Consider the following 12,678-nt stretch of genomic DNA (forward strand, 5'->3'; position numbering starts at 1 on the left):
GAACGCCGCCTCGCTGAGGCCCTTTTGGAATTGCACCTTGTTCCGAGCCATTGCCACCGCCTCGCTACAACCGGATGTTCATGCTATGTATCATGCCCCAGAGGCTGAGAAAAGTGCGTAAGCAGGAAAAATTAACCAGAGGGTTACGGGTAGGTTGAGGAAACATTATTTTACGCGGGCGCTGCCTCCAGCCGCTGCCGCGCGACATCGACGGATAATAATATCTGCTTCACAACATGATGCCGGCTCTCCGTGCCGGAGGCGCAGGTTCCGTTGGGCGGCACGCAGCGCCCCATTCGTCCCGGCCGCGATGCTGCTGTCGCTGGGACTGTTGTTCGGCACCAGCGCCAGCAGCCAGGCCGACACCGGCTATTACACCACGGCGCAGGCAACCGCCGGCCAGGCCGTGTTCAACCAGATCTGTTCGATCTGCCACGGGCAGCATCTCGAAGGAAAGGTCGGCCCTGCGCTGTCCGGCCAGCAGTTCCTCAGCGTGTCCCAGTTCCAGAAGCTGACTGCCGATTATCTTTACAAATTCATGTCGAAGCAGATGCCGGCGAACGCGCCCGGCAGCCTGAGCAAGACCCAGTACCTGGACGTGCTGGCCTACATCCTGCAGGTCAACGGCTATCCCGCCGGGCCGCAGCGGCTGACGGCCAACGACCGGACGCTCAACCAGATCAAGATCGAACCGACTGGAAAATCCCAGGGCGGAAGCGGTGCGAAGGAGGAAGCGCAATGAGCGACAGACAGAAATCCGGGCTGAGAACGGTATTGCTGACGTCGGTGTTCTATGCCGGCGTGGGGCTTACCCTTGCCGTGGCCCAGACAAAGACGCCCGGCGAGCAGCCGGCGCCGCCGGAGCACGGCACGCAGCAGACGCAGGCGGCCAGGCAGGTCAACGGCAACATCACCGACCAGCAGCGCCTGCAGGCGGACAAGGACACCGACAACTGGCTGTTGTATGGGCGCACCTACGACAACCAGCGCTTTTCGCCGCTGAAGGAGGTCAACGCCGGCAACGTCGCCAAGCTCAAGCCGGTGGCGATCGTCCAGACCGGCGTCGCAGGCAGCTTCGAGAACAGCCCGATCGTCTATGACGGCATCATGTTCGTTTCGACGCCGTACGACCATGTCCTGGCCTACGACGCGACGACCGGGAAGCAGCTGTGGGCTTATGAGCCGAACCTCGGCTACACGCAGCTTTGCTGCGGCCCTGAGAACCGCGGCGTGGCGGTGGCGGACGGCAAGGTCTTCGTCGGCCAGCTTGACGGCAACCTTGTCGCTTTGGACGCGAAAACCGGCAAGGTGGCCTGGAAGACGCAGGTGGGCGATTCACGCGATGCGTTCTCGCTGACCATCGCCCCGCAGGTCTATGACGGCATGGTGATCGTCGGCACCTCGGGCGCCGAGTATCCGACGCGGAACTACGTCGAGGCCTTCGATGCCAAGACCGGCAAGTCGGCATGGCGCTTCTACACCATTCCCTCGCCGGACCAGCCGGGCGGCAAGAGCTGGAGCGGCGATTCCTGGAAGACCGGCGGCGGGTCCGTGTGGAACAACCCGGCGATCGACCCGCAGCGCGGGCTGGTCATCTTCGGCGTCGGCAATCCCAACCCGGACAACTATGGCGACGACCGCAAGGGCGACAACGCCTATACCGACTCCATCGTCGCGCTGCATGTGAAGACCGGCAAGCTGGCGTGGTGGTGCCAGGAAGTGCCGCACGACGTCTGGGACTATGACGCCGACGCGCCGGTGGTGCTGCTGAACGTCAAGGACAAGGACGGCAAGGAGATCGCCGCCGCGGCCGAAGCCGGCAAGGAGGGCCAGGTCTTCGTCGTCAACCGCGACAACGGCCACCTGATCCGCAAGTCGGACCCGTTCGTCGAGCAGAGCGAAACGATGTGGACCAAGCCGCCGACCGACGGCTACGTCAACATCTATCCGGGCGCGCAGGGCGGCAACGAGTGGTCGCCGGAAGCGTACTCGCCGGACACCCACCTGTTCTACGTCCAGGGCACCAACGAGTCGTGGGAATACAGCGGCGCCAAGCCGGACATGACCGTGAACGGCCACCTGCGGCTGGGCGGCGTGCTGCAGCCGATCACGCCGAACGGGCCGATGGAGCTTGGGGAACCGGGGGCGAACGCGCACAAGTCGCATGTCGACGGCGCGATTGAACCGACGGGTGATCTTTCCGCCGTCGACCTGGATAACGGCAAGATCAAGTGGCAGTACAAGTCGGATGAGCCGATGCTGGGCGGCGTGCTGGCCACCGCCGGCAACCTGGTGTTCGCGGGCGAAATGAACGGCGACTTCGATGCGTTCAATGCGCAGTCGGGGCAGAAGCTGTGGCACTTCAACCTCGGCTCCGGCGTCAACGCGCCGCCGATCACGTATCGGGTGAACGGCACGCAGTATATTGCCGTGGCGGCGGGCGGCAACGCGGCGAACGGCAATCCGGTGCTGATGAAGGAGAAGGGGCAGAACTTCGGGGATGCGATCGGTATCTTCGCGATGAAGTAACGGACGGCGGGGCGGTCTGGGGCCGCCCCGTTGACCCTGCGCCATGGCCGGGCCTTGTCCCCATTGGGCCTCAGGACACGGCCGCGGCCGGAGACGGATTTGGCGCCGCGGCCGTTCTCTCTCCGTCCTGGCCGGGCGTGTCCCGGCCATCCGCGCTTCGACGGTGGGGGGTGGATGGTCGGGACGCGCCCGGCCATGACGAGGGTGAGACGACCTTGCGCCCCCAGCCCCGCCGGAGCGCCGCCCCCGGCCCCGCCAGACCCCAGGGGTTTACCTGCGGCGATTTTTCGCTCTAGCGTTCCCGAAACAGGTTAAGAGGGAACGCTGATGACAACCAACGGCTTCGGCAACGACTGCCTGGCGGACGTGCGGGTCCTCGACATGACGCAGTTCGAGGCCGGGCCGTCCTGCACCGAAACCCTCGCCTGGCTCGGCGCGGAGGTCGTCAAGGTCGAGAACCCCAAGGGCGGCGACCCGGGCCGCGCGCTCGGCGGCGCCGCCGGCGTGGATGATCCATACTTCCTGAACTTCAACGCCAACAAGAAGTCGATCGCCGTCAACCTGAAGGACCCCAGGGGCCTGCAACTGGTCAAGGATCTGGCCACGAAGGCCGACGTCATGGTGGAGAACTTCGCCCCCGGCGCGATCGAACGCCTCGGCCTGGGCGCCGGCGTCATCCGCGCGCTGAACCCGTCGATCATCTACTGCCAGGTCAAGGGCTTCGGCGAGGGCAGCCCGTACGAAAAAAATCTCGCCTTCGACATGATCGCGCAGGCGTGCAGCGGCATCATGAGCACCACCGGCGAGCGCGACGGCCGCCCGCTGAAGCCGGGCCCGTCGCTCGGCGACACCGGCACCGGCATGCTGCTGGCGATCTCCATCCTGGGCGCGCTGTTCCGCCGCGTGCGGACAGGGCAGGGCGAGCACCTCCAGGTGGCGATGCAGGATGCCATGCTGCACTACATGCGCATCGCCTTCTCCTACCAGGCGCGCACCGGCAAGGCCGCGCCGCGCGCCGCCGACAGCAGCGTCTCGGGCGGCAATCCGCCGATGGGCACCTTCCCATGCAAGGGTGGTGGGCCGAACGATTACGTTTACATCTACACATCCCGCGCCAACCCCGAGCACTGGCGCCGCCTGCTCGCCGTCATCGGCCGCGAGGACCTGATCGGCGACCCACGCTACGACAGCCCCTCCGCGCGGTCGGAACGCCCCGGCGAAGTCAACGACATGATCGCCGCCTGGACCCGCCGGCACGACAAGCACGAGGCAATGGACATCATCGGCGCCGCCGGCATCCCCGCCGGCGCGGTGCTGGACACGCTGGAACTGCACAACGACCCGACCTTCGAGCAGCGCGGCATCATGCAGACGATCGATCATCCCGCTGCCGGACCATTCAAGATGGTCGGCTGGCCGGTACGCTTCTCCGGCCGTCCGCCGCCGGTGCATCCGGCGCCGCTGCTCGGGGCGGATACGGACGAGGTGCTGGCCCACTGGCTCGGACTGCCCGCCGAGGCGGTTTCCGGCCTGCGCTCTGACACGATCATCGGCTAGACAGGAGGAAACGACATGGCGGAACTGACCGGCTCCGAAATCATCGCCCGCTGCCTGCAGAAGGAAGGCATCAAGGACCTGTTCTTCATCATGGGCGGCCCGATGCTGCTGGCCGAGGCCACCTGCATCAAGGAAGGCATCCGCATGATCGACGTCCGCCACGAGCAGGCGGCGGCGTTCATGTGCCAGGCCTACAGCCGGCTGAAGCAGGAGCCGTCGGTGTGCATGGCCGCCTCCGGCCCGGGCGTGACGAACCTGATCACCGGCATGGCGAACGCGCTGATCGACTGCTGCCCGGTGGTGGCGCTGGGCGGCTCCAGCCCGATCTCGCAGTTCGGTCGCCAGGTGTTCCAGGAAATCGACCAGGTCGAACTGATGCGCGGCTGCTGCAAGCACGTCGACCGCATCGTCAACCTGAAACGAATCCCCCAGCAGATCAACTTCGCCTTGCAGAAGGCGATCAGCGGCAAGCCCGGCCCGGTCTACGTCGATTGCCCCGGCGACATGCTGTACCAGAAGATCGACGAGAACCTGGTCGACTGGAGCTTCGCCGGCCGCCCGCTGCTGGACAGCCGCCCGATGGGCGATCCGCGCCAGGTCGATGCGCTCATCGGTGCGCTGGCGGAAGCGAAGAACCCGCTGATCGTCTCCGGCTCCGGCGTCATCTGGTCGCGCGCCTGGGCGGAAATGCAGGCCTTCGTCGAAGCCGCCGGCATCCCGTTCTACACCACCCCACAGGGCCGCGGCGTGGTGCCGGATGACCATCAGTATGCCTATCCGTCGATGCGCTCCGGCGCGTTCCGCGATGCCGATCTGATCATCGTGCTGGGCACGCGGATGAACTACATCATCGGCCACGCCAGCCCGCCTCGTTTCGGCCCCGCCGCCAAAATCGCCCGTATCGACATCGATCCGGCCGAGATCGGCACGGCAGCCCGTTACGTTGACATACCGATCGTCGGCGACTGCAAGGCGGTGCTGGGGCAGTTGCTGCAAGGCATCAAGGGCCGCGTCACGCCGGACAAGTATGCCGCCTGGCGCAAGACCCTGGCCGAGGGCGAGGCCGCCAAGCGCGCCAGCTCTGGCGCCAACAAGTATGCCGAGGACGGCGACATCCATCCGGTGCGCATGCTGGAGGCAGTCCGCGACTTCGCCAACCGCGACGCCATTCTATGCGTCGATGGGCAGGAAACGCTGAACTACGGCCGCCTGACGATGCCGACCTTTGCGCCCGGGCATCGTTTGAACTCCGGTCCGTTTGGCACGATGGGCGTCGGCCTGCCGTTCGGCGTCGGGGCGAAAGTCGCCTGCCCGGACAAGCAGGTGATCGTCGTGCACGGCGACGGCAGCCTGGGGTTGAACGTGATGGAACTGGACACCGCGATCCGCCACAAGATCCCGCTGCTGTGCGTGGTCAGCCTGAACGGCGGCTGGACCGGCGACCCGAAGCGCGAGAAGCCCGGCCGCGAGCTTGGTTACACCCGCTACGACAAGATCTGCGAGGCGCTGGGCGGCTACGGCGAATACATCACCAAGGCCGAGGACATCACCCCGGCGCTGGAGCGGGCGCAGAAGAAGGTGGACGAAGGGATGGTGGCGGTCGTGAACGTGCGCACCGATTACCGGGCGCGGTTCGCCGGCGTTGCCTTCTCGGACTATTCCACGTAGTACGGTGCGATGGCCGGGTCTCCCCGGCCATCCACGACTTTCACATGCGTCCAAAGGAGAGTCCCCCACGTGCCTGGACTGATGGAAGGCAAGGTCGCCGTTGTCACCGGCGCCGGCGGCGGCATTGGCCGCGAAATCGCGATCATGATGGCGGGCGCCGGCGCCAGGGTCATCGTCGCCGACATCGGCGCGTCCCTCACCGGCGAGGGCGGCTCCGCTTCCCCGGCCGCGCAGACCAAGGCGCTGATCGAGCAGCGCGGTGGCCAGGCGGAAGTTTGCACCGAATCCGTCGCCGCCTGGGGCTCGGCGCGGAAAATCATCCAGGCGGCGCTGGATCATTACGGCCGTATCGACGCCGTGGTGAACAACGCCGGCATCCTGCGCGACGGCATCTTCCACAAGATGTCCGAGGATGACTGGTTGTCGGTGATCTCGGTGCACCTGAACGGCTCGTTCTTCGTCTCGCGCGCCGCGGCGGAGCATTACCGCAAGCAGGAGAGCGGCTCGTTCGTCCACATCACCTCGACCTCCGGCCTCATCGGCAATGTCGGGCAGGCGAACTATGCCGCGGCGAAGCTGGGCATCACCGCGTTGTCGAAATCGATCGCGCTGGACATGCAGCGCTACAACGTGCGGTCCAACTGCCTCGCGCCGTGGGCGTGGAGCCGGATGACCAGCTCGATCCCCACGACCACGGCGGAGCAGAAGGCGGCGGTGGAGAAATTGCAGAAAATGACCCCGGACAAGAACGCGCCGCTGGCGGTGTTCCTGTCATCGGACGCGGCGAAGGACGTGACCGGGCAGGTGTTCGGGACGCGGATGCACGAGATCTACCTGTTCTCCTCACCGCGGCCGATCAGGATCGTGCACCGGGCGGAGGGATGGACGCCGGAGAGCATCGCCGAGCACTGCATCCCGGCGATGAAGCAGGCCTTCATGCCGCTGGACACGTCCGAGCAGGCGTTCAACTGGGACCCGCCGGAGTAGGGGCTACCAAGACCAACCCCGAGCTGGCGGACGTTTGGGCCAACCTCCGTTGGACGACGTATCGGAAATAAGGCGGTCATGATCGACAGGACAATCAAGGTAACCGTTGGAACGACACTCCACGATGATCTTGACGGCGTCGCCGAGGCATGGGAACGGGCCGAGCGCGGCGAAGATGTGCAGCATCACGTTGTAGCATTTGAAAACCTGGAGGCTTTCACGTCGATCATGACACCGGAGCCTCTTCGGCTGCTGAAGACGTTGCGGCTGCACCCGGCGCCATCGATCCGCGCGCTGTCGCGCATGCTGAACCGGGACTACCGGCGCGTCCATGGCGATATAGCCGCCTTGGAACAGGCAGGTCTCGTGGAATGGTCACCGTCCGGATTACAGGCCACGGCAGATCGCGTCAGTGTCGAAGTTGATCTTGTCGCTTGAACGCGCCGCAGGGAACACCCGCTTTCCAGCAATGACCGCCGGCTGAAATCGCCGCCGCACGCTCAATCCATCACCGCCGTATGGTCCGCCCCGCCGCCCGCGCCCTTCTTCGGCCCGCGCATCAGCAGCAACAGCAGCAGCATCGGCAGCGTCATCAGCATCATCAGCTTCCAGTCGTCGTTGTAGGCGATGATCTCCGCCTGCCGGTTCACAAGCGTGTTCAGCACCTGCACGCCATGCGCGGTTGCTGGCGACAGCACCGACCACACCCCCTCGAACGCCCGGTTCAGCGGCGTGATGTCGCCCGACAGCACCGAGTGCTCGATCTGCTCGTTCTGCGTCACCAGCGCGCTGGTGATGGAAATGCCGATGGCGCTGCCGACGTTGCGCACCAGGTTCAGCATCGCCGTGCCTTCGGTGCGCAGCGCCGGATCCAGCGTGGCGAAAGCGATCACCTGCAACGGCAGGAACACGAAACCGAAGCCCACGCCCTGGATGACCGTATTGACGATCATCGTCGTTTCCGACACCGCCGGCGTCCAGTCCGTCATGCGGTACAGGCTCCAGGCCAGCACGCTGATGCCGAAGCCCATCAGCCATCGCGGGTCCACCTTGTTGGTCAGCCGCCCGGCGACCAGCATCGCCGCCATGGTGCCGAAGCCGCGCGGCGCCATCACCAGGCCCGCGGTCTCCACCGGGTAGTTCCCCAGTTCCTGCAGCCACGGCGCCAGCAGCGCCGAAATCGCCAGCAGGATCATGCCCACGGCGAACATCACCAGCATGCCGGCCGAGATGTTGCGGTCCTTGAACAGCGACGGCGTGATGAACGGCTTCTTCGCGGTGAGCATGTGCACGATGAACAGGTAGAAGCCCAGCGCCGCGAACACCGCCTCGATGATGATTTCGTTGGAACCGAACCAATCCTTGGTCTCGCCGCGGTCCAGCATCAGCTGCAGGCCGGCGATGCCCATGGAGCACACGGCGAAGCCGAACCAGTCGAACTTCAGGTCGCTCTGCGCCTTGGCCCGCGGCAGGAACGCCGCCATTCCCGCCGTCGCCAGCAGCCCGAACGGCAGGTTGACGAAGAACACCCAGCGCCAGTTGTACAGCTCCGTCAGATACCCGCCCAGTGTCGGCCCCAGGATCGGCCCGACCATCACGCCCATGCCCCACACCGCCATGGCCGAGCCGCGTTGCTCGGCCGGATAGATGTTCAGCATGGTGGATTGCGACAGCGGCACCAGCGCCGCGCCGAACACGCCCTGCAGCAGGCGGAATGCCACCATCTCGGTCAGCGACGTGGCGACGCCGCACAGCATCGACGCCACGGTGAAGCCGAGCATCGAAATCAGGTAGAGGTTCTTCAGCCCGAAGCGGGCCGAGATCCATCCCACCGGCGCGGTCATGATCGCCGCCGCGGTGATGTACGACGTCAGCACCCAGGTGATCTGGTCATAGCTCGCCGACAGGCTGCCCTGCATATACGGCAGCGCCACGTTGGCGATGGTGGAGTCCAGCGACTGCATCAGCGTCGCCATCATCGTGCAGATCGTGATCAGCGCGCGATGCGGCACGACCTCGAATTCGGTCCGGGTCGCCATGAAAAATCCTTAGAACAGGTCCGACAGCGTGCGGACATGCCCGGTGTCGATCGCGATATCCGCGCTCATGCCCTCGTGCAACGGCGGTCCGCCCGGCTTGAGGTCGAGCCGCACCCGCACCGGAATGCGCTGCACCACCTTCACCCAGTTGCCCGATGAATTCTGCGCCGGCAGCAGGGAAAACGACTGATCGGTCGCCGGCGCGATGCTCTGCACAACGCCCTTCCAGCTGCGGTTGGGATACAGGTCGAAGCTGACATCCACCGGATCGCCGGCCCTCGCATAGGTCAGTTGCGTCTCCTTCGGCTGCGCCTCCACCCACACATGGTCGGTCGAGACGAACCCGAAGGCGGCGGTGCCGGCGGTCAGGTACATGCCGGGTTGCAGCTTGTTCACCTGCGTCACGATGCCGTCATACGGCGCGCGGACCACGGAATGGTTCATCTCCCGCTGGGCTTCCGCCAGTTGCGCCTGCGCCTGCTTGTAGGCCGGCATGTCCTCCACCTTGATGTCGGGATTGCCGTCCAGCTTGGCCAGTTGCGCCCGCGCCTGGCTCTCCGCCGCGCGCATCGCCTGCTGGTCCGAAGCCAGCTTGAAGCGGGCGTCGTCGGTTTCCTGCTGCGTCACCGCGTGCGTCTTCACCAGCGCGGCGAGGCGGTTGTAGGTCGCCTGGTCGGCGTTCACCTGCTGCTGCTTCGACGCCACGTCGCGCAGGGCCGCTTGGTAGTCAGCCTTCATCGATTCGATGTTCAAACGGGTCTGGGCCAGGTTTGCCTTGGCATTGTCCAGCGCGATCTGGAATTTCTGCGGGTCGAGCGTGAACAGCACCTGCCCCGTCTTCACCCTCTCGCCCTCGTGCACCGGGATCGAGGCGACGATGCCCGACACGTCGGTGGACAGCGTCATGCTGTCCGCCTGCACATACGCGTCGTCGGTCTCCACCCAGCGCCCGCCCGACAGCCAGTAGGCGCCGCCGCCGATGATCACCGCCAGCACGCCGCCGATCATCAGGCTCGCGCGCAGCAGGCCCTTGCGTGAGCGCGCCCGGGAGGCCGGGCGGTCGAGAACGTCGCCCTGATAGGTCGTCGCTGATTGGGACATGAAATGACAACTCAATAATAGAAACTGCTGATCGTAAGCTAGCTTCTGATTTCACCGGGACAAGGCGTGGTGCCATGCACAATCGCCGTAGCTCGGATGCGGTCCATGCGGGTTTGTTCACGCCCAGGGGAGACAAGGCAAGGGAGACAAGCCAGGGGAGACAACCCGGTGCGCCGCCTCGGTTGATCTGCGTCAATGCCAGCCGTGGCGGGAAACCGTGGGATCGGCCGAACCACGGTTCCTCGGGAGGGTTCGCTCGCCATGGATTACGATGATCCGGCCTGTGCCTATTGCCCATCCACCGTCCGCGCCTGCCGGTCTGGCAAGGCCGAGGCCAACGGCCCCGGTTTCTGCCCCAGCAAGGTCGATCCCGGCACCCTGGCGGCGGCCCGGGCCCGCTACGACGATCCGCAGACCCAGCGGGTGGCGCTGGAGTCGGCGCGGGTGGAGTCGGAGGGCTACTGCAAGTGGACCCGCGTCGAGGAGATCGTCCAGTTCTCCCGGAAGATGGGGTTCCGCAAGCTGGGCATCGCCAACTGCATCAGCTTCGTCGACCTGGCGCACGTGCTGTCCGGCATCCTGGAAAGCCACGGCTTCGAGGTCGTCTCGGCCGCCTGCAAGACCGGCAACATTGCCAAGGAGGACATCGGCCTGCAGGACAGCGAGAAGATCCGCCCGGGCGGGTTCGAGCCGCTGTGCAATCCCATCGCCCAGGCCGAGCTGCTGAACGCGCATGGCTGCGAGTTCAATGTGGTCATGGGGCTGTGCGTCGGCCACGACAGCCTGTTCTTCAGGCACGCCAGCGGCCTGAGCACGGTGCTGGTGACCAAGGACCGCGTGCTGGGCCACAACCCGGTCGCCGCCCTGCATCTGGCCGACACCTACTACAGCCGCCTCTGGGGTCCCGATCGGCCGGCGAAGCCGCCGAAGCTGCCGCCCGCCGGGCGTAAGGGGGCGGCGTCGAGGCACGGGTCGTCAAGCGCCGGCTGAGGCGGGACAGGCCACGCCTGGACCGCATGGTGGCGACAGCAACGCTGTGTGTGTTCAAGAACTGCGTCACGCCCGGCGACATCATCACTGATGCCGCTGCGGACCGGGCAGCACCTTGGGCGCACCGCCGGGGCGGGATTCGAGGGCGCCGCCAGGCCCATCGGCGAAGGCATAATCGAAGCGGTGCTGCCGCCGCAGATCGATGTCCGAGTCCCACTTGATCCGGCATGGCTATGACCTCCACGGCCTGGCTGGGCAACTCGTCGCCAGATCCGCCGGAATCTGACGCTGGTTGCGTGGCGATCTCGATCCAGCCTGTTCACGCGAACGTGTCGACGAGCTGCACGCGCCGGTTGGCTGGTCTGATATGATACGACGCGCCGGCTCACTGCATGGTTGCAAATCTCCGCACTGAGTGTTGGATTTTTCGCTTTCCTGTCAATGACCTCTAACAGGCGGTAGGGAATTCGCCGTGGCACTTTTCGCCGAAGTGACGGACGAAGAGCGTTGGCTCGAGGGACTGCAGCGAAGAGGCAGGGACGCGGTTCGGCAGGAATTGAACCTGCGCCCCGGCAGGCCGGAAGACCCGCTGCTGGACATTGTTTTCGTGCCGCCGTATCCGACCCGGGAATATTGTGCACGCTGGTGCAACGAGCAGGACAACAGGCTCTTCAGGTTCTCGAAAACATCCGTCGGGATCCTGTCCGCCTCGATCATCCTGGTGACTTGCATCGGCATGTCGGCATTCAGCCTGAGCAACGCAACAAATTCGGGCTTCGCCGGCGATGACTCCGCGATGATGCCGGCTTCCGCAGCAGCGATGCCTCTTCCGGCCGCTGCCGTCCCGTCCGCACCCAACCAGGATTTTTCGCAGTCTGGGAACAGGACGCTGTCCGCCCCGTCTTCTTCAACGCCGGCGGTCTGCGCCTATACCCCCTATGTCACGGCGAGCTGCGGCAGCATGCTGACGGTCGGACAGGGCGCATCCGGCTCCGGTCAATAATGAGGTCACCAGGCAATCGGTTCAAAACCGCACGCTGCCTTCTTCCTCGTGCATGCGACGACGCAGCAACTGTCTTGTCTGTCGCACGCTGTCACACGGGTGGCGAATGCAGGTTGGTTATCGAAACGGACTGCCTGAACATGTCCGGGTCAGGTTGCGCCGATGCTTGCCCGTGGCCGCAGAACGTGGTTTCACCGGAAAGCGACGGGCCCGGCGCGGCGGCGGAGCATCCCCGGATCGCCGCTGTCACGCCCGCTGGTTGGGCGGCACGAAGTAATCGGCGCGGGCATCACGCACCGGCACCGGTGATGGCTCATGGCGGTTGTCGCCGTTGCTGCCGCGCCTGACCAACAGCCAGACGCCGATGGCAATCGATGGCGCCAAGTAACATGCTCAGTGCAGGTGATGCCTGCCGCATCGCGCCTGCAAGCACGCTGATCCCATAAATCCACCAGAGGTGAATTCCTGACAGGTCCATGTCGTGCAACCGCTGACGCTGATGGCGAGCGACCACCAGAAAATCATGACCGCGCCGGCGCCAATCAGGACGACAGCCGGGGCGGCTGCATCGTTGACGGCAAAGGCGCCGCCGATGCCCATGATGATGCCGCCGGCCGGCGATGCAAGCAGGCCGTAGCCGAGATACGCCAGCCGCCCAAGCCGGCCGCGAAAACTGAAAGGCTCTTGTCGGGTTCCGGGGTGGTCGGGTGAGGCGTTCCACGGCCCTGAAATCCAACCAAAACCGTGTTGAAAAGGTCCACGACACTGCCCTGTCGGATGACGTGCGCCCCCGCTGCGGCAACA

Annotated in this window: 12 protein-coding genes; 8 read left to right on the forward strand and 4 right to left on the reverse strand. The window is 65.4% G+C overall.

Going from position 1 to position 12,678, the window contains the following annotated elements; genetic code table 11:
• Window positions 1-310 precede the first annotated feature (310 nt).
• The 6 genes from CCS01_RS10255 to CCS01_RS10280 all read left to right on the forward strand — a co-directional run bounded on the left by CCS01_RS10255 (window position 311) and on the right by CCS01_RS10280 (window position 7,179).
• Window positions 311-742, forward strand: a complete 432-nt coding sequence (locus tag CCS01_RS10255) for a c-type cytochrome (RefSeq protein ID WP_104518733.1) — start codon at window positions 311-313, stop codon at window positions 740-742.
• Entirely contained in the window at window positions 739-2,529 is a 1,791-nt protein-coding gene (locus tag CCS01_RS10260; RefSeq protein ID WP_104518734.1) for a pyrroloquinoline quinone-dependent dehydrogenase, read from the forward strand. Before CCS01_RS10255 ends, CCS01_RS10260 begins: the two co-directional genes overlap by 4 nt.
• A gap of 327 nt (window positions 2,530-2,856) precedes the next feature.
• The gene (locus CCS01_RS10265) at window positions 2,857-4,086 is read left to right on the forward strand and encodes a CaiB/BaiF CoA transferase family protein (RefSeq protein WP_104518735.1); all 1,230 of its coding nucleotides are present in this window, start codon (window positions 2,857-2,859) and stop codon (window positions 4,084-4,086) included.
• 15 nt (window positions 4,087-4,101) lie between these two features.
• Window positions 4,102-5,754, forward strand: a complete 1,653-nt coding sequence (locus tag CCS01_RS10270) for a thiamine pyrophosphate-binding protein (RefSeq protein ID WP_104518736.1) — start codon at window positions 4,102-4,104, stop codon at window positions 5,752-5,754.
• A gap of 69 nt (window positions 5,755-5,823) precedes the next feature.
• Window positions 5,824-6,741 (forward strand): SDR family NAD(P)-dependent oxidoreductase, encoded by a 918-nt coding sequence (locus tag CCS01_RS10275; protein ID WP_338049973.1) that lies wholly within the window; start codon window positions 5,824-5,826, stop codon window positions 6,739-6,741.
• A gap of 78 nt (window positions 6,742-6,819) precedes the next feature.
• The gene (locus tag CCS01_RS10280) at window positions 6,820-7,179 is read left to right on the forward strand and encodes an HVO_A0114 family putative DNA-binding protein (RefSeq protein WP_104518738.1); all 360 of its coding nucleotides are present in this window, start codon (window positions 6,820-6,822) and stop codon (window positions 7,177-7,179) included.
• 62 nt (window positions 7,180-7,241) lie between these two features.
• Here the strand turns inward: CCS01_RS10280 and CCS01_RS10285 are convergent, their stop codons facing one another.
• Entirely contained in the window at window positions 7,242-8,780 is a 1,539-nt protein-coding gene (locus CCS01_RS10285) for a DHA2 family efflux MFS transporter permease subunit (protein ID WP_104518739.1), read from the reverse strand.
• 9 nt (window positions 8,781-8,789) lie between these two features.
• The gene (locus tag CCS01_RS10290; RefSeq protein ID WP_104518740.1) at window positions 8,790-9,881 is read right to left on the reverse strand and encodes an HlyD family secretion protein; all 1,092 of its coding nucleotides are present in this window, start codon (window positions 9,879-9,881) and stop codon (window positions 8,790-8,792) included.
• 261 nt (window positions 9,882-10,142) lie between these two features.
• On the opposite strand from CCS01_RS10290, the gene CCS01_RS10295 reads away from it, so the two are divergent.
• Complete coding sequence (locus tag CCS01_RS10295; protein ID WP_104518741.1) at window positions 10,143-10,871, forward strand: DUF1847 domain-containing protein; 729 nt, start codon at window positions 10,143-10,145, stop codon at window positions 10,869-10,871.
• Window positions 10,872-11,343: 472 nt separating this feature from the next.
• Window positions 11,344-11,874, forward strand: a complete 531-nt coding sequence (locus tag CCS01_RS10300; RefSeq protein WP_146101662.1) for a hypothetical protein — start codon at window positions 11,344-11,346, stop codon at window positions 11,872-11,874.
• Between the two features lie 246 nt (window positions 11,875-12,120).
• Here the strand turns inward: CCS01_RS10300 and CCS01_RS33605 are convergent, their stop codons facing one another.
• Together CCS01_RS33605 and CCS01_RS34590 are read right to left on the reverse strand one after the other, a co-directional pair.
• Window positions 12,121-12,258 (reverse strand): hypothetical protein, encoded by a 138-nt coding sequence (locus tag CCS01_RS33605; protein WP_158258331.1) that lies wholly within the window; start codon window positions 12,256-12,258, stop codon window positions 12,121-12,123.
• 9 nt (window positions 12,259-12,267) lie between these two features.
• The coding region (locus tag CCS01_RS34590; protein ID WP_204848213.1) for a hypothetical protein at window positions 12,268-12,678 on the reverse strand (411 nt) is incomplete at its 5' end.

Origin of the sequence: Rhodopila globiformis, assembly GCF_002937115.1 — a bacterium.
In the GTDB taxonomy this organism is placed as follows: Bacteria; Pseudomonadota; Alphaproteobacteria; order Acetobacterales; family Acetobacteraceae; genus Rhodopila; species Rhodopila globiformis.

Bases quoted from the DNA above. Each gene is read 5' to 3' on its own strand.
- CCS01_RS10270 (WP_104518736.1), top strand. From the start codon at position 4,102: ATGGCGGAACTGACCGGCTCCGAAATCATCGCCCGCTGCCTGCAGAAG.
- CCS01_RS10280 (WP_104518738.1), top strand. From the start codon at position 6,820: ATGATCGACAGGACAATCAAGGTAACCGTTGGAACGACACTCCACGAT.
- CCS01_RS10295 (WP_104518741.1), top strand. From the start codon at position 10,143: ATGGATTACGATGATCCGGCCTGTGCCTATTGCCCATCCACCGTCCGC.
- CCS01_RS10285 (WP_104518739.1), bottom strand. From the start codon at position 8,780: ATGGCGACCCGGACCGAATTCGAGGTCGTGCCGCATCGCGCGCTGATC.
- CCS01_RS10290 (WP_104518740.1), bottom strand. From the start codon at position 9,881: ATGTCCCAATCAGCGACGACCTATCAGGGCGACGTTCTCGACCGCCCG.
- CCS01_RS10255 (WP_104518733.1), top strand. From the start codon at position 311: ATGCTGCTGTCGCTGGGACTGTTGTTCGGCACCAGCGCCAGCAGCCAG.
- CCS01_RS10265 (WP_104518735.1), top strand. From the start codon at position 2,857: ATGACAACCAACGGCTTCGGCAACGACTGCCTGGCGGACGTGCGGGTC.
- CCS01_RS10260 (WP_104518734.1), top strand. From the start codon at position 739: ATGAGCGACAGACAGAAATCCGGGCTGAGAACGGTATTGCTGACGTCG.